Annotated in this window: 17 protein-coding genes; 12 read left to right on the forward strand and 5 right to left on the reverse strand. The window is 69.6% G+C overall.

Annotated elements, in window-relative coordinates; translation table 11 throughout:
• The first annotated feature begins 100 nt into the window (after nucleotides 1-100).
• From AC07VM_RS05830 to AC07VM_RS05865, 8 genes are all read left to right on the forward strand, one after another.
• On the forward strand, nucleotides 101-1,009 hold the full coding sequence (locus tag AC07VM_RS05830; protein ID WP_494910346.1) for a LysR substrate-binding domain-containing protein: 909 nt from the start codon (nucleotides 101-103) through the stop codon (nucleotides 1,007-1,009).
• 69 nt (nucleotides 1,010-1,078) lie between these two features.
• The gene (locus tag AC07VM_RS05835; RefSeq protein ID WP_494910347.1) at nucleotides 1,079-2,092 is read left to right on the forward strand and encodes an SLAC1 family transporter; all 1,014 of its coding nucleotides are present in this window, start codon (nucleotides 1,079-1,081) and stop codon (nucleotides 2,090-2,092) included.
• 102 nt (nucleotides 2,093-2,194) lie between these two features.
• Entirely contained in the window at nucleotides 2,195-2,782 is a 588-nt protein-coding gene (locus AC07VM_RS05840; RefSeq protein WP_267416234.1) for a nitroreductase family protein, read from the forward strand.
• Nucleotides 2,783-2,854: 72 nt separating this feature from the next.
• A complete protein-coding gene (locus tag AC07VM_RS05845) occupies nucleotides 2,855-5,146 on the forward strand; it encodes an ATP-binding cassette domain-containing protein (protein ID WP_494910348.1) in 2,292 nt (763 codons plus the stop codon).
• A gap of 115 nt (nucleotides 5,147-5,261) precedes the next feature.
• Nucleotides 5,262-6,773, forward strand: coding sequence for an APC family permease (locus AC07VM_RS05850; protein ID WP_267416236.1), 1,512 nt, complete (start codon nucleotides 5,262-5,264; stop codon nucleotides 6,771-6,773).
• A gap of 552 nt (nucleotides 6,774-7,325) precedes the next feature.
• Nucleotides 7,326-7,838: a hypothetical protein gene (locus AC07VM_RS05855; RefSeq protein ID WP_494910349.1), complete on the forward strand. Its 513-nt coding sequence runs from the start codon at nucleotides 7,326-7,328 to the stop codon at nucleotides 7,836-7,838.
• A 121-nt stretch (nucleotides 7,839-7,959) separates the two neighbouring features.
• Nucleotides 7,960-8,808, forward strand: coding sequence for an aminotransferase class I/II-fold pyridoxal phosphate-dependent enzyme (locus AC07VM_RS05860; RefSeq protein ID WP_494910751.1), 849 nt, complete (start codon nucleotides 7,960-7,962; stop codon nucleotides 8,806-8,808).
• On the forward strand, nucleotides 8,805-10,112 hold the full coding sequence (locus tag AC07VM_RS05865) for a hypothetical protein (protein ID WP_494910350.1): 1,308 nt from the start codon (nucleotides 8,805-8,807) through the stop codon (nucleotides 10,110-10,112). The genes AC07VM_RS05860 and AC07VM_RS05865 overlap by 4 nt, the downstream gene beginning before the upstream one ends.
• A gap of 18 nt (nucleotides 10,113-10,130) precedes the next feature.
• Here AC07VM_RS05865 and AC07VM_RS05870 read toward each other — a convergent pair whose 3' ends face one another.
• Together AC07VM_RS05870 and coaBC are read right to left on the reverse strand one after the other, a co-directional pair.
• The gene (locus tag AC07VM_RS05870; protein WP_267416239.1) at nucleotides 10,131-12,353 is read right to left on the reverse strand and encodes an ATP-dependent Clp protease ATP-binding subunit; all 2,223 of its coding nucleotides are present in this window, start codon (nucleotides 12,351-12,353) and stop codon (nucleotides 10,131-10,133) included.
• 134 nt (nucleotides 12,354-12,487) lie between these two features.
• Nucleotides 12,488-13,687, reverse strand: coding sequence for a bifunctional phosphopantothenoylcysteine decarboxylase/phosphopantothenate--cysteine ligase CoaBC (gene coaBC / locus AC07VM_RS05875; protein WP_494910351.1), 1,200 nt, complete (start codon nucleotides 13,685-13,687; stop codon nucleotides 12,488-12,490).
• A 67-nt stretch (nucleotides 13,688-13,754) separates the two neighbouring features.
• Here coaBC and AC07VM_RS05880 point away from each other — a divergent pair, with 67 nt between their 5' ends.
• Entirely contained in the window at nucleotides 13,755-14,456 is a 702-nt protein-coding gene (locus tag AC07VM_RS05880; RefSeq protein ID WP_267416242.1) for an NRDE family protein, read from the forward strand.
• Nucleotides 14,457-14,483: 27 nt separating this feature from the next.
• Here AC07VM_RS05880 and AC07VM_RS05885 read toward each other — a convergent pair whose 3' ends face one another.
• Complete coding sequence (locus tag AC07VM_RS05885) at nucleotides 14,484-15,458, reverse strand: GlxA family transcriptional regulator (RefSeq protein ID WP_494910352.1); 975 nt, start codon at nucleotides 15,456-15,458, stop codon at nucleotides 14,484-14,486.
• 86 nt (nucleotides 15,459-15,544) lie between these two features.
• On the opposite strand from AC07VM_RS05885, the gene AC07VM_RS05890 reads away from it, so the two are divergent.
• The gene (locus AC07VM_RS05890; RefSeq protein WP_267416244.1) at nucleotides 15,545-15,706 is read left to right on the forward strand and encodes a hypothetical protein; all 162 of its coding nucleotides are present in this window, start codon (nucleotides 15,545-15,547) and stop codon (nucleotides 15,704-15,706) included.
• 70 nt (nucleotides 15,707-15,776) lie between these two features.
• Nucleotides 15,777-16,385, forward strand: coding sequence for a hypothetical protein (locus tag AC07VM_RS05895; protein WP_267416245.1), 609 nt, complete (start codon nucleotides 15,777-15,779; stop codon nucleotides 16,383-16,385).
• Nucleotides 16,386-16,478: 93 nt separating this feature from the next.
• On the opposite strand, the gene AC07VM_RS05900 is transcribed toward AC07VM_RS05895, so the two are convergent.
• Nucleotides 16,479-17,708: a glycosyltransferase gene (locus AC07VM_RS05900; RefSeq protein WP_494910353.1), complete on the reverse strand. Its 1,230-nt coding sequence runs from the start codon at nucleotides 17,706-17,708 to the stop codon at nucleotides 16,479-16,481.
• Between the two features lie 66 nt (nucleotides 17,709-17,774).
• The gene (locus AC07VM_RS05905) at nucleotides 17,775-19,007 is read right to left on the reverse strand and encodes a glycosyltransferase (protein ID WP_267416247.1); all 1,233 of its coding nucleotides are present in this window, start codon (nucleotides 19,005-19,007) and stop codon (nucleotides 17,775-17,777) included.
• A 124-nt stretch (nucleotides 19,008-19,131) separates the two neighbouring features.
• Here AC07VM_RS05905 and AC07VM_RS05910 point away from each other — a divergent pair, with 124 nt between their 5' ends.
• A complete protein-coding gene (locus AC07VM_RS05910) occupies nucleotides 19,132-19,719 on the forward strand; it encodes a hypothetical protein (RefSeq protein ID WP_494910354.1) in 588 nt (195 codons plus the stop codon).
• Nucleotides 19,720-19,721 lie beyond the last annotated feature (2 nt).

The following is a 19,721-nucleotide window of genomic DNA, read 5'->3' on the forward strand; positions in this document are numbered from 1 at the left end:
TTCGTGTGCGGCTGGATCATTGTCCTGCGGCTCGGTAGGCTCCGTCTATCAACCGATTTGCGTGGATTCTGTTCACTCACGCTGAACGAAGGATACGACCGTGCTGGACGTGAATCGACTGCGGATGCTCGTGGAGCTCTCCCGCCGCGGAACGCTCTCCGCCGTGGCCGACGCCCTCTCCTACAGCAAGGCCTCGGTGTCGCAGCAGCTGAGCGCGCTGGAGCGCGATGTGGGCGTGCCACTGCTGCGTCGGGTCGGGCGCGGCGTGCAGTTCACGCCGCAGGGGAACGTGCTGGTCGCCGAGGCCATCGGCATCCTCGATCAGCTCGAGCACGCCGAGGTCGCCGTCGCGGAGTCCCTCACCGAGGTGACCGGCACCGTGCGCATCGCGGTGTTCCAGTCGACGGCGCACTCACTGCTCCCCCGCGCACTCGAGTCCCTCAAGGACCGGCATCCGGCCCTGCGCGTCGAGGTCACCGAATGCGACCCCGAGACCGGACTGGTCGGCGTCTCCAGCCGCGACTTCGACCTGATCCTCGCGGAGCAGTACCCGGGCCGCACGCGCCCGATCCACGCCGACCTCGACCGGGTGGTGCTCGCGCACGACGCGATCGCGCTCGCCCGCCACCCGGGGGCCGCCGCGCATGACGACGCCCTCGCCACCCTGTGGGCCACCCGCGAGGAGCCCTGGGTGCTCGAACCCGCCGGCACGGCCTCGCGCGCCTGGGCCGAGCAGCTCTGCCGCACCGCCGGATTCGAGCCCGACGTGCGGTTCGAGATCGCCGACCTGACCGCGCATGTGCGGCTGATCCACGCGGGTCTCGCGGTCGGGCTGCTGCCGGATCTGGTGTGGGCCGGCGACACCCCGACGGTCGACCTGGCGCCGCTCCCCGAGGATCCGCGCCGGGAGATCTTCTCCTCCGCACGGCGGGTGTCGGCGGACGCCCCTTCGATCCGTGCCGTGCGCACCGCGCTCGCGGACGCCGCCTCGCACAACCTCCCGGCCTGAGCGGCGGGAGGCCGCACGGCGAACAGCAGGGCGGGGAATACGAGGCGTCACCCGGCGCTTGACCGTCATATGACACGTGACGTTCTACCTGCCACTCCCGACTCGGCGGCCGCCGTCACGCGACTCCCGTTGAACACGTTCGCGATCTCCCTCGGGATCGCCGGCGTCGCGGAGACGTGGACGGCGGCGACCCCCGTGGCCGGGATCCCGCCCCAGGTGGCGCAGGTCTTCTGGGCGCTGTCCGCCGCGTCGATGGTCTGGCTCCTCGCCGCGCATGCGACGCGCGGGCTCCGCAGCGGATCGCCCCTGCGGGAGCAGCTGCGCCATCCGATCCAGGGACCGCTCGCCGCCATCGTCCCGATCGTCGGGATGCTCCTCGGCAGCGACATGGTCCCGTGGTTCCCCACGGCCGGCCGGATCCTCGTGATCGCGTCGATGGTCGCCGCGACCGGATACGCCGGATGGCTCGTCAGCACCTGGACCACCGGGGGGATCGAGCTCGCCGCGATCCACGGCGGCTACTTCCTGCCGACCGTCGCCGGCGGCTTCGTGGCCGCGAGCGCCGCCGAGACGATCGGCCTGCGCGGACTCGGCTGGGCGGCCTTCGGCATCGCCTCGCTGTTCTGGGCGGTGATGACCGCGCTCGTGCTCGTGCGGATGCTCAGCCGACCCCCGCTCCCGGACGCGCTGGTGCCGACCCTCGCCGTGGTGATGGCTCCGCCGGCGGTCGGCGGGCTCGCGCTGTTCGCCCTCACCGACCAGGTCTCGTCTCCGCTGTCGCTCGCGTTCGCCGGCCTCACGGCGATCCTCGTGGTCGCCCAGCTCGCCACACTCCCGCGCTATCGGCGGCTGCCCTTCACGCTGGGGTTCTGGTCGTTCACGTTCCCGGTGGCCGCCGTCGCTTCGTACGCGATCGCGTGGCTCGAGGTGGGAGCGGTGCCCTTCGCCGGAGGCATCGCCCTCGCACTCGCCCTCGCGGTGACGGTGCTCGTCGCGGCGATCGGCGCCCGCTCGCTCTCCCTCGCCCTCGCCGCGCGCGCGAGGGGCCGCGTGGGTGCCTCGGGCGCCCCGCACGGAGTGTGACGGAACATGTCACCCTCGGGGAATATGCATGCACATGCATCTGTTGGCCCTCGATGTACCCGGACGATGGAGTCCGAACCACTCCTTCCGAAAGGCACTTCCGTGAGCACTCCCGTCATCGACCGCACCGCACCGACCGAGCACCCCGTCCTCGACGTCCTCGCCGGCCGCTGGAGCCCCCGCGCCTTCGACGCGCAGAACTCGATCGACGAGGCCAAGCTCGCCACCGCGCTCGAGGCCGCCCGCTGGACCCCCTCCGCGAACAACACGCAGCCCTGGCGCTTCATCGTCGCCCGCCGCGGCACGGCTCTGCACGCGCAGGTCGTCGACGCGCTGATGGGCTTCAACCAGGCCTGGGCGGGCAACGCCGCCGTGCTCGTCGTCGCGATCGCCGAGACGGCCACCGCCGACGGCACCCCGATCACGCACGCCCTCTACGACCTCGGCCAGGCCGTCGCGCACTTCTCGGTGCAGGCCCACCACGACGGCCTCGTCGTGCACCAGATGAGCGGCTTCGACCCGGAGGTCGTCCGCGAGTTCGCCGACCTCGAGGCCCGTTTCGTGCCGACCACGGTCTTCGCCCTCGGCGAATTCGGCGACGTCGCCACGCTTCCCGAGGTGCTGCAGGAGCGCGAGGTCGCCCCGCGCGTGCGTCGCCCGATCTCCGAGACGGTCGTCCTCAGCGCCTGACCTCCACGCTCTCGACACCCCTCTTCGCGAACGGGGCCTCCGGATGTCCGGGGGCCCCGTTAGCGTTTCCGGATGGACTCCCTCCGCATCACCGGAGCGCGGACGAACAACCTCCGCGACGTCTCCGTCGACGTCCCCAAGAAGCTCCTGACCGTCTTCACCGGCGTCTCCGGCTCGGGCAAGTCGTCGCTCGTGCTCGACACGATCGCCGCCGAGGCGCAGCGGCTCGTCAACGACTCCTACTCGACCTTCATCCGTGCGCGGCTGCCGCAGCTGCCCGTGCCCGATGTGCAGGCCATGGACGGGCTGACCTTCACGGTGCTGATCGACCAGCGCCGCTTCACGGGCAACGCGCGCTCGACGGTGGCCACCGCGACCGACCTCGCCTCCCTCGTGCGCCTGGTGTTCTCGCGCATCGGATCACCCTCGGCCGGGTACTCGCCCGCGTACTCCTTCAACGACCCGTCCGGCATGTGTCCGACCTGCGAGGGCCTCGGCACGGTGTACGACATCGACATCGACGCGTTGATCGACCCCGAGAAGAACATCGACGAGGGGCCGGTGCGTTTCAGCCTGTTCCGCCCCGGCGTGTATCGGTGGAAGCGCTTCGCCTACTGCGGACTGTTCGACCGCGAGAAGCCGCTCAAGGACTACACGGCCGAGGAGATGGACCAGTTCCTCTACGCCGACCGGCTCAAGCTCGACGACCCGGATCCGCGGTTCCCGCAGAGCGCCCGGTTCGACGGCGTGATCACCCGGATGCGCGACGTGTTCCTGAAGCAGCGTCCGGTGAAGATGTCCGCCTCCGTGCGCGAGGAGCTCGACCGGCTGGTCACCCACCACACCTGCCCCGACTGCCACGGCGCGCGGGTGAACGAGGCGGCACGGGCGAGCCTGATCGACGGGCGGTCCATCGTGGACTGGATGCGGCTGCCGGTGGCCGAGCTGCATGCACTGCTCGAGGAGTTCGACGACCCGCGGGTGGCGCCGGCGGTCGAGGGCATCCGTCACGTGCTCGACGCCCTGCTCTCGGTCGGCCTCGGCTACCTCACTCTCGACCGCGAGTCGGCGACCCTGTCCGGCGGCGAGGCCCAGCGGGTCAAGATCGTGCGGCATCTCGGCAGCGCGCTGACCGACGTCACCTACGTGTTCGACGAGCCGAGCACGGGCCTGCATCCAGCCGACATCCAACGGCTGGTCGCCCTGCTGCAGCGCCTCCGCGACGCGGGGAACACGATCCTCGTCGTCGAGCACCACCCGCAGATCATCGCGGTCGCCGACCACGTCATCGACCTCGGCCCCGGTGCGGGTTCGGCCGGCGGCATCGTGCAGTTCCAGGGCGCACCCGACGATCTGCGCCGCAGCGACACCCTCACCGGGCGCCTTCTCGCGGAGCCGCTGCACCTCGCCATGTCGACCCGTCCGGCGCACGACAGCGTCACCGTGGAAAACGCCCGCTCGCACAACCTCCGCGGGTTCGACGTCGACATCCCGCTCGGGGTGCTCACGGCCGTCACGGGGGTCGCAGGTTCGGGCAAGAGCTCCTTCGCGACCGTGGAGCTGCCGCGTCGGCATCCGGAGTTCACGGTCGTCGGACAGGATCCGCTGCGCGGCGGGGCGCGGTCGACGACGCTGAGCATCCTGCGCATCGCCGACACCGTGCGCGGGGTCTTCGCCGCGGCCTCCGGCCTCGACCCGTCGTGGTTCAGTTTCAACTCCCGCGGCGCCTGTCCGACCTGTCGCGGGCGCGGACACATCACGACGGAGCTCGCCTTCCTCGACGACGTCTCCCTGCCCTGCGACGCCTGCGGGGGCCTGCGCTTCAACCCCACGGCTCTCGAGGTGCAGGTGGACGGTGCCTCGATCGCCGATGTCCTGGCATCGACGCCCGCCGAGGTGAGCGCCCTGTTCGCCGCGCACGACGATGTGGTGGCGGCACTCGACTGGGTGCAGCGCACCGGGCTGAGCTACATCCCGGTCGGACGCTCGCTCGACACCCTCTCGGGCGGGGAGAAGCAGCGGCTGCTTCTGGCCCGGCACCTGAGCGACCCGCAGCGCGATCGCGCCGACCGCATCATCCTGGACGAGCCGACCTCCGGCTTCCATCCGAACGACGTCGACACGATCAACCGCCTGTTCGACGACCTGCTCGACGAGGGGGCGACGCTGGTCGTCGTGGAGCACAACCTGCGGGTGGTCGCGCGCGCGGACCACATCATCGACATCGGTCCGGGCGCCGGGTCGGACGGCGGCCGCCTGATCTTCACCGGTACCCCGGCGCAGATCGTGCGCGACACCGGCTCGCTCACCGGCCGCGCCCTCGCAGCCGCCTCTGCATCTGCCTCTGCACCCGCATCTTCCTGAGTTCCCGCCTCACTCCCCGCTCCCCGTCGCGCGCACCGCCGCGGGTCCGACGGAAAATGCGACCGGGCATGTTTGTGAGGGGTGCGGCGCGATGCCCCGACCTACAATCGTCGGCATGGCAATCCAGCGCAGGGTCAAGTCCGTCGAACAGTCGATGGCGGAGACGCACGACGAGAAACGCTCCCTGAAACGCTCCCTCGGCGTCTGGGACCTCGCGGTCATGGGCGTCGCGGTCGCCGTCGGTGCGGGCATCTTCTCGGTCGGCGCCGAGGCGTCGGCGCGGCACGCCGGCCCGGCCGTCATCATCTCGTTCATCATCGCCGCGGCCGTGTGCGGACTCGCGATCCTCTGCTACGCCGAGTTCGCCTCGTCGATCCCTGTGGCGGGCTCTGCCTACACGTTCACCTACTCCACGCTCGGCGAGTTCCTCGCCTGGATCATCGGCTGGGACCTGATCCTCGAGATGCTCATGGCCTCGGCCGTGATCGCGAAGTACTGGGGCGTCTACCTGGGCGACGCGGTGTCGTTGTTCGACCTGCAGATCCCGATGACCCTCCACCTCGGACCGCTCAGCTTCGACTGGGGCCCGGTCGTGATCGTCGCGATCTTCACGCTGCTGCTCGCCCTCGGCACGCGCCTGTCCAGCCGCGTCAACAGCGTCTTCACCGTGATCAAGGTCGCGATCGTGCTGTTCGTGATCGTCGTCGGACTGTTCTTCGTCAAGGGCGCCAACTACTCCCCGTTCGTGCCGCCGGCACAGGAGGGCGCAGCATCCGAGAGCGTCTGGACGCAGTCGCTGTTCTCGTTCCTGACCGGCGCCGACCCGTCGATCTACGGTGTCTTCGGCATTCTCAGCGGTGCGGCCCTGGTGTTCTTCGCGTTCATCGGCTTCGACGTCGTCGCCACGAGCGCGGAGGAGACCAAGGACCCCAAGCGCACCGTCCCGCGCGGCATCATCCTCGGTCTCGTGATCGTGACCGTGCTGTACGTGCTGGTCGCGATCGTCATCACCGGCATGGTGTCGTACACCGAGCTCGCGAAGCTCGACGAGCCCTCGCTGGCGAGCGCGTTCGAGCTCGTCGGTGCGACCTGGGCGGCGCAGGTGATCGCGATCGGCAGCCTCGTCGGCCTCACGACCGTGGTCATGGTGCTGCTGATGGGCCTCGCCCGCGTCGTGTTCGCGATGAGCCGTGACGGCCTGCTCCCGCGCTCGCTGAGCGTGACGGACGCGAAGCGCGGCACGCCGATCCGCATCCAGCTCATCGTGGGCGTCGTGATCGCGATCATCGCCGGCTTCACGGATGTGCAGGTGCTGGGCGACATGATCAACATCGGAACGCTGTCGGCCTTCGTGCTGGTGAGCATCGGTGTGCCGATCCTCCGCAAGACCCGCCCCGACCTGGAGCGCCCGTTCACGGTGCCGCTGTCGCCGTGGCTGCCGTGGATCTCGGCGCTCGCCTGCTTCTGGCTGATGCTGAACCTCAGCACCGAGACCTGGGTGCGCTTCGCCATCTGGCTCGCGCTCGGCCTGGTGATCTACTTCGCGTACTCGCGGCGGCACTCGCTGATCGGGCGGGAACTCGAGAAGGACGCGCTCGGCGGGCTGCACCGCCCACCCCTGCGCTGACCCCACCTCGCGCGCAACACGACGAAGGGCCCGGCATGCATGACGTGCCGGGCCCTTCGTCGCGGGGTCGGGAACGTCGCGGACGTCGTCCGCGCTTCCGGGGTCCAGCGCGCCCCACCGAACCGATACTCCAGCACTTTCGTCACACGCAGCCTTCCTCCGCAGAGCTCGACCCTTTAGCCTCATATGACTGCTATATGAGTCCATACGGCATAGCAAGCCGTCATCGAGATCCGCGTGGAGGCCACGTTGCAACAACTCATCGAACGCGTACTGGCTCTGAAGATCGAGGAGATCAAGAGCGTCGACATGGATTGCTGCGTCGTCGTCGGCTGACGGCGCGGTAGACCACCCACCCAGAAGAAGCACACCACCCCACCCACACCAAGGAGAAATCATGGACAAACTCATCGACCAGATCCTGGCGGACAAGCGCACCGAGGCGAAGAACGCGGAAACCAGCTGCTGCGCCGCGCCCGCGCCGGTCGAGCTCTGACGAAAGCAGGCGAAGGAACGATGGCGCCCCAGATTCCCCTCGACGTGGGATATGCGATGACGGTGATCGATCGCATCGATGATTCGAATCGCGACACGGTCGAGCAGCAGTTCGTCGAGTGCCTCAAGTTCCTTGCGATCACCTCCTCGACCTCCGGGAGACGCATCGCCGTCATCCCGGAGGTCGACCGGGTCTGGCACGAGCTGATCCTCCAGACCGTCGCCTATGTCCGCCTGTGCGCGAGTCTGCCGGGGAAGCAGTTCTTGCACCATGAGTCCATCTCACCGACCGGATACTACGACCGCGTCGGTGATCGAGAGTTCGTGCGCGAGTTCGTGCAGTGGATACCCGATTACGTCCAGAACTTCGGACCATTCACGGAACGCAGCGCCGCGCTGTGGACGGTCACCGGCTTCTTGGAAAGCGAGATGGGCATGTCTCTTGCCGAGATCAACGCCTTCGGGCGCGAAGAGAGTGCGGAAGTACTGCTCCCCCACGACTCACCGTGGCTTCTCCTCGGCGCGCACACGCACATCTCAGAGCTCCTGGAATCAGATCCGTCGGAGTGACGAAGGTCAGAGCTGTCCGATGAACTCGCTCGCGCATGTGCTTGAGCCCCCCAGCGGCGGGAGCTTCGCGCTTCCGGACATGACACCCTCCAGCGACTTTCAGCGGAAGATCCTCGATCGGATGAGCGCTCTTTCGTGGAACCGCTATCCGTCTGTCTCCGCGGAAGTCCTGCGGAGGACGCCCTGGGACTTCTCTGCGAGTGGTGCCACGACGATCTTCGCTCGAGGGGCAGAGCAGGCAATCCTCGAAGTCCTCCGGTCATGCGCTGCTCGACGCGTCATCATTCCCGAATACTCCTACCCGGGATACGCGAGAGCGTGCAGCTCTATCGGCGCGCAGGTGACCACCTACCGTGATGAAGCTCAACTGCGGGAGATGGCTCAGTCGCCTGCCTCCGTCGAGACGGTGATGGTGATCACCGTTCCGGGCAACCCGATCGACACCGCACAACCGATGACGGATGTCAGGAGCGGCGATCCGAGGGTTCATCTCCTCGTCGACGCCGCCTACGCGGTGCCCTTCGGAGATGAGTTTCGCGCGACCGTCTCGTGGTGGCTGGAGCGTGGAGCGGCCGTCGCCTTCACGTTGTCCAAGCTGGCCAGTCTCGCCGCCACCCGTTTCGGCGGCGTCATCCGACCGAGCGGAGCATTCCCGCGACTGCAGCAGGAACAGAAGTACTGGGATCTCCTCTCGACGGCGGTGATCGACGCCTTCGGTGACCCGCGCATCGTCGCAATGGCATTGGCCCGGAGTCGCGCGCAGCAGGCGATCGGCGCCGATCTGGTGAAGCGGCTCGAGGTGGCACACATTCCGGTTTTCGGCCGTGGCGGTGGTTGCTTCGCCACGGTGCCGTTCGCCTCGATACCGCCCGAGACCAGGGTCGATCTGAGCGCAAAGGACTTCAGTGATGTCTGGACGCGCATTGATGCCTCCCGGCACAACATCGCCGTCCTGAGAGGCCGACGGTGAGCCTACGAGGAATCCGGCAGGACCTGTCCCGCGTGCTGAAGCACGCGACGCCCATGATGCTGGCACAGGTCATCCCGCTCGGCGCTTCGTTCGTCCTGCTGGCGGTGGCTCTGGCTGCGGGACGAACCGACTTCGCCGCCATCATCGGCACGACGGCGACCATCAGTGGGCTCGGGACCCTCATCAACGTCGGCGTCGGGATCGGGACCCTGCGTGATCTGGGTCAGGCACGCACCGATCCGGTCCGGATCGCGGACGCCCTCGCCGGCAACCTCCGCCTCGCGTCGGCGGTGTCCTTCCTCGTCGTCGCGATCAGCGCCGCCGCGGGCGTCGCCCTCAGCTCCGCCTCACCGCCCGGCTCGACCCTCGTGGTGGCGCTCTGGGTCGCGCTGGTCGTACAGCTTCCGGCGAACGTCCTGTCGTCGCACACCAGCGTGCTCTCAGCCGCCTTCCAACACCTCGGCCGTGAGAAGGACAACCTCACGATCACGCTCACCCGATCGCTGGTCGGTCTGGCCCTCGGCGTGGGAATCGTCCTGCTCGTCCCGGATCCGCTCCTCGCCATCGCGCTGCAGTCGGCGCTCGCCTCGGTCATGGTCCTCGCCATGCTCGTGGAACGTCGGCGCCGACTGGTCCGAGCCGGAGTCCGCGTTCGCCTCCTCCGCGCGCCCGACTTCTCGCCCCGACGCATCGGGGATCGAGTCCTCAACTCTCTCGACGGAGCGGTCTTCCTGCTGCTGTTCATGTTCGCGCAGACGATCGCGGCGAGCATCTCGGTGGGCGTCGCCGCCCAGGTCGCCGCCGGGGTCGCGCTGTGCCGGACGATCATCATCCCGCTGAAGATGATCGGACAGACCGCCGGCCGGATGAGCCTCCAGGATCGCGATCGAGGCTCGAACCATCTGATCGCGTCGTTCGCAGCCGTCGGGATCTTCGTCGTACCGGCCGCAGCGGCGCTCCTCCTGCTCGCCGCCGTCGGCGTGAGCCCGGTGGGCGATGCGACGCTGAGCGTCCTCATCGCCGTGCAGCTGCTGCTGGAGCCCTTCTCCGGATCGCTTTTCGCCTATCTGAAGGTCGTCTTCGGCGCCACCGCCGGTCTGCTCGGGCTGATCCTCACGTATCTCGTGCTCGCCCCGGCAGTGCTGCTCGCCTGCCGGTTCCTCGCGCCCGATGCCGCGGCGCTCTGGACCGGCCTCGTACTCGTGCGGTTCCTCTTCAGCGTCTCGAACGCCGCAGCGCTCCGCGCGCGATCACGCCTCGATCTCAGGAACCGGGTGGGAACCAGTCGAGCCCCGCTCGCCTGACTCCCACCCGACACACGATCAGTCGTCGAGGAGCTCCGCCTCGATCACCTCGTCCTCGTCCGGCTCGTCCGTCGGAACGGGCTCGGGCGCGGTCGAGGTGAGCACCAGTCCGGTGCCGTCGGCCGCCATGTCGACGCGCACGGTGTCGCCATCGTGCACGCCGCCGGAGAGCAGCGCGGTCGCCAGCTTGTTCTGCACCTCGCTCTGGATGAGGCGGCGCAGCGGCCGGGCACCGAACATCGGGTCGTAGCCGCGCTCGGCGAGCCACGACCGGGCGTCCGGGGTGACCGCGAGGGTGAGCCGGCGGTCCTTCAGACGCTTGTGCAGCTGGTCGATCGACAGTTCCACGATCTGGGCGAGGTCGTCCTCGCTCAGCGCCGAGAACATCACGATGTCGTCGAGGCGGTTCAGGAACTCCGGACGGAACGCCTGCCGCACGAGGGCCATGACCTGGTCGCGCTTCTCATCGGGTGCGAGCACCGGGTCGATGAGGATCGGCGAGCCGAGGTTCGACGTGAGGATCAGGATCACGTTCGAGAAGTCGACCGTGCGCCCCTGACCGTCGGTCAGACGTCCGTCGTCGAGCACCTGCAGCAGCACGTCGAACACCTCGGGGTGCGCCTTCTCGACCTCGTCGAGCAGGATCACGCTGTACGGGCGACGACGCACGGCCTCGGTCAGCTGACCGCCCTGCTCGTAGCCGATGTACCCGGGAGGGGCACCCACGAGCCGCGAGACCGAGTGCTTCTCGCCGTACTCCGACATGTCGATGCGCACCATGGCGTGCTCGTCGTCGAAGAGGAACTCCGCCAGCGCCTTGGCCAGCTCGGTCTTGCCGACGCCGGTCGGGCCGAGGAACAGGAACGAACCGGTCGGGCGACCCGGGTCGCTGATGCCCGCGCGCGAGCGCCGGACGGCATCCGACACCGCCTTCACGGCGTCCTTCTGGCCGATCAGGCGCTTGCCGAGCTCGTTCTCCAGGTGCAGCAGCTTCTCGCTCTCGCCCTGCAGCAGACGTCCGACGGGGATGCCGGTCCACGCGGCGATCACGGCGGCGATGTCCTCGTCGGTGACCTGCTCGTTGACCATGCGGGGTTCCGCGGGGGTCGCGGCTTCGGCCTGCTCGGCCTCGGCGATGTCGCGCTCCAGACGCTTGATGGTCTCGTACTCCAGCTTCGAGGCCTTCGTGTAGTCGGCGTTGCGCATGGCGAGGTCGCGCTGCGTGATCGCGTCGTCGAGCTGCTTCTTCAGCTCACCGACGCGGTTCAGGCCCTGGCGCTCGCGCGCCCAGCGGGCTTCGAGCTCGGCGAGCTGCTTCTCCAGGCCGACGAGCTGCTCGCGCAGAGCGCCGAGGCGCTCCTTGGACGCCGCGTCCTTCTCCCGCTTGAGCGCGAGCTCCTCGAGCTTCATCCGGTCGACCTGGCGCTTGAGCTGGTCGATCTCGACCGGCGAGGAGTCGATCTCCATCTTGAGCCGCGACATCGACTCGTCGATCAGGTCGATCGCCTTGTCCGGCAGCTGCCGCGCGGGGAGGTACCGGCTCGACAGCGCGGCTGCCGCGACGAGCGCACTGTCGGAGATCGTCACTCCGTGGTGCGCCTCGTACCGTCCCTTGAGGCCGCGGAGGATCGCGATGGTGTCCTCGACCGTGGGCTCGCCGACATAGACCTGCTGGAAGCGGCGCTCGAGCGCGGCATCCTTCTCGATGAACTCGCGGTACTCGTTGAGCGTGGTCGCGCCGATCAGACGCAGCTCGCCCCGGGCCAGCATGGGCTTGAGCATGTTGGAGGCCGCGACGGAGCCCTCGCCACCCCCGGCGCCCATCAGCACGTGCAGCTCATCGATGAACGTGATGACCTGGCCGTCGGACTCGGTGATCTCCTTGAGGACCTGCTTCAGCCGCTCCTCGAACTGCCCGCGATACATGGCACCGGCCACGAGGGCGGAGATGTCGAGCGTGACCAGCTCCTTGTCCTTGAGGGACTCCGCGACGTCACCCGCGACGATGCGCTGGGCGAGTCCCTCGACGACGGCGGTCTTTCCGACGCCGGGCTCACCGATCAGCACGGGGTTGTTCTTCGTGCGGCGGGTGAGCACCTGGCTGACGCGACGGATCTCGCTGTCGCGTCCGATCACGGGGTCGAGCTTGCCCTGCCGTGCACGATCGGTGAGGTTGATGCCGAACTGCTCGAGGGCGGACTGCTGGTCTTGATTCTGGTTACCGGTCTGCGGGGTGGTCATGCGCTCCTCCTGGAGATGCTCCTTCTGGTCGTCTCCCGCCTTCCGGATCGGGAGGCGGGAGGCGGGGTCAAAGTTGAGTCTTGTTGACTCAAGTTTAGCACTCGCCGAGTTTCTCCTCCAGTCCGCGCCTCCCGTCAGCGCTCCCGCACGATCGCGTCCCAGATCGCGGACGCGACAGCGCGCTTGGAACCCGATGCGGTCGCCGACACCGCACCGTCGGGGCCCAGGATATGGACGGCGTTCTCCGCGCTCTCGAAACCGCGCTCCCAGCCGACCTCGTTCACCACGAGCAGGTCGACACCCTTGCGCTGCTGCTTGCCGCGAGCGCGCGCGAGCAGCTCGGCCTCATCCTCCGGAGTCTCCGCCGCGAAGCCGACGACAAGCTGACCCGGGCGGCGTGCCGAGGCCAGGGCCGCGACGATGTCCTCGTTCTCGATCAACTCGATCGCGGGGACTCCCCCACCCTCCTTGGTGAGCTTGCGCTCCGAGACCGCGGCCGGGCGGTAGTCGGCGACCGCGGCGGCCATCACGACCACGTCGGCCTCGACGGCCTCCCGCTTCATCGCGTCGGCGAGCTCGGCGGCGGCCCCCACGACGACGACGCGGATCGCGGGATGCCGTACCTCGGCGAGCACGTCACCCGAGATGTTCGCCGACACCAGCGTCACCTCGGCTCCGCGGGCGGCGGCCTCCGCGGCGAGCGCCGCGCCCTGACGGCCGCTGGAGCGGTTGCCGAGGAAGCGCACCGGATCGATCGGCTCGCGCGTACCGCCCGCCGAGACCACGACGCGCACGCCGGCCAGATCACCCGGGGTCAGCAGCGCCTGTGCCGCCGCGAAGATCTCCTCGGGCTCCGCCATCCGCCCCGGGCCGCTGTCGCCCCCGGCGAGCTCCCCGTCGGCCGGACCCACGAGGTGCACACCGCGCTCGCGCAACGTCGCGATGTTCGCCTGCGTCGCCCGGTTCCGCCACATCTCCGCGTGCATGGCCGGGGCGATCAGCACCGGCGCCTCGGTCGCGAGCAGCGTGGTGCCGAGGAGGTCGTCAGCGAGGCCCGCGGTGATCTTCGCGATCGAGTTCGCGGTGGCGGGCGCCACGATGACGAGCTCCGCGGCCTGCCCGAGCGCGACGTGCCGCACCTTCGCCACGTCCTCGTGCACGCTCGTGGTGACCGGGTGGCGGCTGATCGCCTCCCAGGTCGGCAGCCCCACGAAGCGCAGCGCATCTTCGGTGGGCACCACGGTCACGTCGTGCCCACCCTTCGTGAGCAGGCGCACGAGGTGCACCGTCTTGTACGCGGCGATGCCGCCCGTGACTCCGACGACGATGTTCACGTCTCGATTCTGCCCCAGCATCCACCCGCTCGGGCCGACGTCTTCCGCTCGACCTAGACTTGAGCGCGTGTGCACGGTCGTGATCGATGTCGAAGATGCCGGATTCGCACGACTGCTGGCCGTGCGCGACGAAGACCCGCTACGGGCCTGGGATTCGCTCGGCACCTGGTGGCCGGAGGACTACCCCGGCGTGATCGGCATCCGTGATCGCCGCGCGGGCGGGGCGTGGCTCGCGGCGAACCCCGCCGAACGCCGGCTGGCCGTGCTGCTCAACCGTGCGGACGTGCGCGACCTGACCGACGGTCATGCCGTCTCCCGCGGCTCCCTCGCCCTCGAGTCGGTCCTCGGCCGCTCCCCCGTCGCGCCGCTGCAGATGCACGGCTTCAACCTGCTCGAGGTCGGCCCCGAGGGCGCCCGGGTGCTGTCCTGGGACGGCGTCGAGCTGCGGGAGACCCCCATCGTCCCCGGCACGCACATGATCGCCCACGACGACCTCGACGATGCGACGACCCCGCGGATCGCGGCCTGGCTGCCGGAGTTCCGCTCGCTCGGCCCGACTGCGGACAGTGCGGACTGGACGACGGAGTGGACCGCACTGCTCGCGGCATCCACCGAGCTCCCGCCCGAAGACGACCGCGCGATCATCCGTGACAACCGCCCGCACGGCTACTCCACGCAGTCGCTGCTCTACTGCGTGGCCTCGGTGACCGCCGAGGGCGTCGAGGTGCGCGACGTGGCCCTGCCGTCGCCCGCCCACTGGACCGAATAGCCGCGGGCCCCGAGTCAGGCGCCCGGATCAGGCGGCCGGCACCGCCGAATCCTCGGCGCAGGAGAACCGCGCCCGGTAGGCGGTGGGCGTGAGCCCGAGCACCCGGGCGAAGTTCTGCCGGAGCACGGCCGCCGACCCGAAGCCGCATTCGTCGGCGATGTGCTCGAGCGGGAGGTCGGTGCGCTCCAGCATCCGCTGCGCGTGGATGATGCGCTGCCGCGCGAGCCAGGCCGCGGGCGTCGCCCCGTACTCGGCCTTGAAACGTCGGGCGAAGGTGCGCGGCGACATCAGCGCCCGGGCCGCCAGCTGGTCGACGCCGAGGTCGTCGCGCAGATGCTCGACCGCCCAGTCGGCGACGGCCGCGAGGGAGTCCGTCGGGACGACGGGGATCGGCCGATCGATGAACTGCGCCTGACCGCCGTCGCGCTGCGGCGGCACGACCATCCGGCGGGCGATGCGGTTCGTGAGCTCGGCGCCCACCTCCTGGCGGAGCAGGTGCAGGCAGGCGTCGATGCCGGCGGCGGTGCCCGCGCTCGTGATGATCTTGTCGTCCTGCACGAACAGCACGTCGGGGTCGATGTCGATCTGCGGGTACATGTCGGCCATGACGTGCGCGTACATCCAGTGCGTGGTCGCGCGACGCCCGTCGAGCACCCCGGCCGCGGCGAGGATGAAGGAGCCGCTGCACACGCTCATGACCCAGGCGCCGCGAGCGACGGCATCCCTCGCGACGTCGAGCAGGAGCGGATCGATGTCGCCCCAGCTCTCCCGGGGCACGGGGCAGAACACCACGAGGTCGGCCTCGTACGCGAAGGACAGGTCGTGCTCGACGTTGACCGAGAACCCGATCTTCGATCTCACGACGCCCGCGCGGGGGGCGACGATGCGGAAGTCGAAGTTCGGAACCCCGTCGTCGGCGCGGTCCAGACCGAACGCCTCGCAGGCGACACCGAACTCGAAGGGGGCGAACCCGTCCTGGATCACGCAGGCGACCGTCTTCATGCACACTCCCCGATTGGCAGTTTTCATACGTTCATCGTCTTGTCTGCCACTCGTGGCGGTTCGGCATCGAACGTAGCGTTTCTGCCATGGTACTCCTCATCGCACTCATCGCCCTCATCGTGTGGGCGGCCGTCGCCACCGTCATCGAGCTGCGCCGTGACGGCTACCGCCGCAACCCCACCGATTGGAACCGTCTCGCCGGCCGCGACATCACCCAGCAGGCCGAGTCCGGGCACGGCTACCGCTGATCTCCTGCCTCCGCACGAGAACGGGCATCCTCCCGTGCGCCTCATGACCGCCGGGGCTACGCTCGTCGACATGAGCGACCCCCAGCAGCCTCCCGTGCCGTCGTCCGCGCAGCCGACCCCGCAGGCGCCGGCCGCTCCGCATCTACCCGCGGAACCGCAGTATCCGGCGGGGACGCATGACCTCGGCGCCACCCTGTCGACGGCCGCGCCGCAGGCCCGACCCGCCGCGCCCGGCGCACCTCAGGCGTATCCGACCGCGCCGCCGCCGGGGTATCCGACCGCAGCCCCCGTGGCACAGGCGTTCACGCCCTCCGCTCCGGGATATCCGGGGCCGTATGCGGGGCCGTATGCAGCGCCGGCACAGGCGCGCGGCGGCAACCCGCTCGGACGGACAGCTTTCGTCATCGCGGTGGCCACCTTCGCCATCAACCTGATCGCCTCGCTCGCGCGACCGCTCGTCTACAGCGGCACGGGCGGATACGAGTTCATGCTCGTCATCGACAACGGGATCGGGTTCTTCAGCTTCTTCGGCTACGCGCTGGCACTGGTGCTCGGGCTGATCGCCGCGCGTCGCGCCGCATCGCGGCTGCTCACCGGCATCGCGATCGGCATCGCCGGAGTCGGGGTGATCGGAGTTGCCTTCACGGGGGTCATCATGGTCGCGCTCCGCTACTTCTGAGGCGGCTCAGCAGCCCCTCAGCGCGCGCCGAGAGCACGCGCTCGTAGACCTCGACCATCGCCCGAGCCGGGGTTATCGGAGTCGCCTTCACCCTCAGCGCGCCGAGAGCACGCGCTCGTAGACCTCGACCATCGCCGCCGTGCGGGACGACTGGCGGAAGGCGTCGGCGACCTCGGGGACGGGGACCGGTGCCGTGCCGCCCGCGATGTCGGATGCCGCGCGCCGCAGCGTCTCGGCGAGTGCGCGGGTGCGCTGCGCCTCGCGCTCACGGGCGTTCCGCCGGTCGCCGGCATCCGGCACGGCCCAGAGTCCGCCCCCGAGCTCGGCGGCGATGTCGGGGTCGCAGATCACGGACGGGGTTCCGAGCGTCGCCGCCTCGAACGGGGTCATGCCCTGGGTCTCGAAACCGATCGAGGTCTGCACGAGGGCATCGGCGGCAGCGATCCGCGCCAGGGTCTGCGGATACGTCAGGCGCCCGGCGAAGCGCACGCCCTCGCGCCCCCGGACGATCTTCTCGGCTGCCGAGCGCTGCGCCCCGCCGCCGATGATCTCCAGGTCGGCGTCGACACCGGACGCGACGAACGCCTCGAGGAACGGCAGCAGGCGCTTCTCGGGGCTCATGCGTCCCAGCCAGACGAAGCGCGGGCGTCCGGGCTCGCGCTCCGCGGGTCCGGCGGCGAGGGTCTGCTCGCGCAGGTCGTCGTCGATGCCGTTCCAGATCACGTCCACGCGGGGGAAGACGTCGTGCTGCTCCAGGCGCCGGGCGAAATGGGTCGACGGGGCGGTCACGGCTGAGGCACCGAGCGCGAGTCCGCGCAGGAAGGCCCAGCCGTCGCCGCCCCGCACCGGGCTCCCGATGCCGCGCATCGCGATGCGGCGCCAGGCGTTCAGGGCGGCCAGCACCGGGCGGTGCAGCGGCGTGACGGCGGCGATCCCGACGTCGACGCGGTTGTGCATGGTGTGCACGACCGGGATGCCGTGCCGCTGAGCGTAGCGGTGTCCGATGAACGCACCCCAGAAGTCGGCTTGCACATGCACCAGATCCACCGGGGGCCGATGGGTCATGGCGCGGTCGAGGAAGCGGTCGGTCGCGCGTCCGGGCCAGCTCATCGAGTACTCGCGGTCGACCGTGATCGGCATCGAGGGCAGGTCGATGTACGCCCCGCCGTGGGAGCCGGACGACGTGCGCGACCCGTGCATCTTCGGAGCCACGACCGTGACCGTGTGACCGGCGCGTTCGAGGAACTCCCGCTGGAGCCGCATCGACACCTGCGCTCCACCGAGGGAGTCCAGGTGCTGATCGCCGAAGAAGACGATGTGCATGGCGGGTTACTCCGCCGCCGCCGCGTCACCGCGGCGCGATCCGATGGGGGTACCGTGCATGGCGGGTTACTCCGGCAGCGGCTCGTCGCGGTACAGCGCCTCGAACGTGTCGAGGGTGCGGTTGATGTCGTGGATCGCGACACCGTCGAGCGAGGCCCGCTGCATCCGCTCGTACTCCGCGGGCTCCGCGGTGAGCACGTCGGTCAGGCGCGCCGCGAGCTCCGTGACGTTGCCCGGCTCGAAGAGGTAGCCGTTCTCGCCGTCGTGCACGAGGTGCGGGAGGGCGACGGCATCCGCGGCGACGATCGGCAGGGCCGAAGCCATCGCCTCCATCGTGGCGATGGACTGCAGCTCGGCGATGGAGGCGATCACGAACAGGCTCGCCCGGGACAGCAGGGCGCGGAGCTCCTCGTCGGACGTGCGTCCGTGGAACGTGACGCGGTCCGCGAGGCCGAGCTGGGTCGTGAGGTTCTCGAGCTGCTTGCGCTGGTCGCCGCCGCCGACGATGTCGAACGTCGTCTCGAGCGCGGGGTCGAGCTCGGTCATCGCCTTGAGGATGACCTCGACCTGCTTCTCGGCGGTGAGGCGGCCGACGAAGATGATGCGGTTCTTCTCGCGCGGGGCGATCACCGGGGTGTACTGCGTGCGATCGATGCCGCAGCTGACCGGGATCACACCCTTCACCTCGACCGTCTTCTCCAGGAAGTCGGCGGCGCGGCGGGTGGGCGTGGTGATCGCCCGCGTCAGATCGAAGGTGCGCTTGGCATCGGCCCACGCGAACTTGAGCACCATGTCGTCGATGAACTTCGGCATGGTCGTGTGGTCGAGGATGTTCTCGGCCATGACGTGGTTGGTCGCGATGACGGGGATGCCGCGCTCGTGCGCGACGTACGCGAGACCGCGGCCGATCACGATGTGCGACTGGATGTGCACGACATCCGGCTGCACCTGGTCGATGACCTTGCGGGCGTAGGGCTTCGAGCGCCACGGCCACACGAAGCGCAGCCAGTCGTGCGGCGCCCAGCGCACCGACGGCAGTCGGTGCAGGGTCATCGGCTCGCCCTCGATGACCTCGGTGTGCGGCTGCGCGCGGCGGTAGGCCTGGTTGGGGGCGACGACATGCACATCGTGCCCGCGCTGCACCAGGCCGGCGGCGAGGCGCTCGGCGAAGCGGGCGGCGCCGTTGATGTCGGGCGCGAACGTGTCGCAGCCGATCACGATCTTCAGCGGGCGGGGTGCGGGTTCGGCGGCGGGGCCGCTCGACGGATCGATCGGATCGTCGGAGGAGGTCACAGACATGCTGCCTTACGATGTGGCGGCCAAGGAGGAGCCCTGGTCGGGCGCTGGCCACTCTACCCGAGGGCCCTGATCGCGCGGCCGAGGCGTACCGGCATCACCCAGCACCAGCCGTTACCGTGGAGGCATGCGACTGACTGCCGACGCCGATCCCCAGCTGTGGATTCCCGTGACGGACTCGCTCGGATGGAGGGGCCGCCGACACCGCAAGGCCGCCATCCGGATGCTGCTCGGTCAGGTCAATGCCGCCGTGGGCGCCACCGAGCGCCCGGGATCGCGGTTCGGCGCGTGGGCGATGAGCCAGGCGGCGCCGATGCTGATGAAGCGGGCCGACGGGCGCGTGCTGGTGTGGACGTGGAAGGCCGAGCCCGATTTGGTCGTGGCGATGGCGACCGCGCAGGTGCTGACCCCGGACGTGCGGATCGCCCGGGCCTCGATGCCGATGGACTACGACGACACCGAGTCGTTCCCCACCCGGCTCGGCGTGGGCGAGAAGCTGCTCGTGCCGATGCCGCCCTCGCCGTCGTCGCCCCCGTTCGCGACGTACACCTGGGACACCGGGACGCATCTGGTGACGCTCACCGCGGTGTGCAGCGACAAGGAGCGGTTCGGAACGCTGATCGGAGCGCTCGACGAGCTGGCGCGCAGCATCCGCATCGCCGACGACCTCGCGGGCGGGGAGTCCCCCGAGGTGCTGCGGCTCGATCCGGCCTGAGC

The organism is Microbacterium sp. GW821-FHT01D02, assembly GCF_059422585.1.

Excerpts from the sequence above, each read along its gene's own strand:
- AC07VM_RS05855 (WP_494910349.1), top strand. The coding sequence starts at position 7,326 with ATGACGGTGATCGATCGCATCGATGATTCGAATCGCGACACGGTCGAG.
- AC07VM_RS05895 (WP_267416245.1), top strand. The coding sequence starts at position 15,777 with ATGAGCGACCCCCAGCAGCCTCCCGTGCCGTCGTCCGCGCAGCCGACC.
- AC07VM_RS05870 (WP_267416239.1), bottom strand. The coding sequence starts at position 12,353 with ATGACCACCCCGCAGACCGGTAACCAGAATCAAGACCAGCAGTCCGCC.
- AC07VM_RS05905 (WP_267416247.1), bottom strand. The coding sequence starts at position 19,007 with ATGTCTGTGACCTCCTCCGACGATCCGATCGATCCGTCGAGCGGCCCC.
- AC07VM_RS05850 (WP_267416236.1), top strand. The coding sequence starts at position 5,262 with ATGGCAATCCAGCGCAGGGTCAAGTCCGTCGAACAGTCGATGGCGGAG.
- AC07VM_RS05910 (WP_494910354.1), top strand. The coding sequence starts at position 19,132 with ATGCGACTGACTGCCGACGCCGATCCCCAGCTGTGGATTCCCGTGACG.
- AC07VM_RS05900 (WP_494910353.1), bottom strand. The coding sequence starts at position 17,708 with ATGCACATCGTCTTCTTCGGCGATCAGCACCTGGACTCCCTCGGTGGA.
- AC07VM_RS05860 (WP_494910751.1), top strand. The coding sequence starts at position 7,960 with ATGAGCGCTCTTTCGTGGAACCGCTATCCGTCTGTCTCCGCGGAAGTC.
- AC07VM_RS05885 (WP_494910352.1), bottom strand. The coding sequence starts at position 15,458 with ATGAAGACGGTCGCCTGCGTGATCCAGGACGGGTTCGCCCCCTTCGAG.
- AC07VM_RS05890 (WP_267416244.1), top strand. The coding sequence starts at position 15,545 with ATGGTACTCCTCATCGCACTCATCGCCCTCATCGTGTGGGCGGCCGTC.
- AC07VM_RS05835 (WP_494910347.1), top strand. The coding sequence starts at position 1,079 with ATGACACGTGACGTTCTACCTGCCACTCCCGACTCGGCGGCCGCCGTC.
- AC07VM_RS05845 (WP_494910348.1), top strand. The coding sequence starts at position 2,855 with ATGGACTCCCTCCGCATCACCGGAGCGCGGACGAACAACCTCCGCGAC.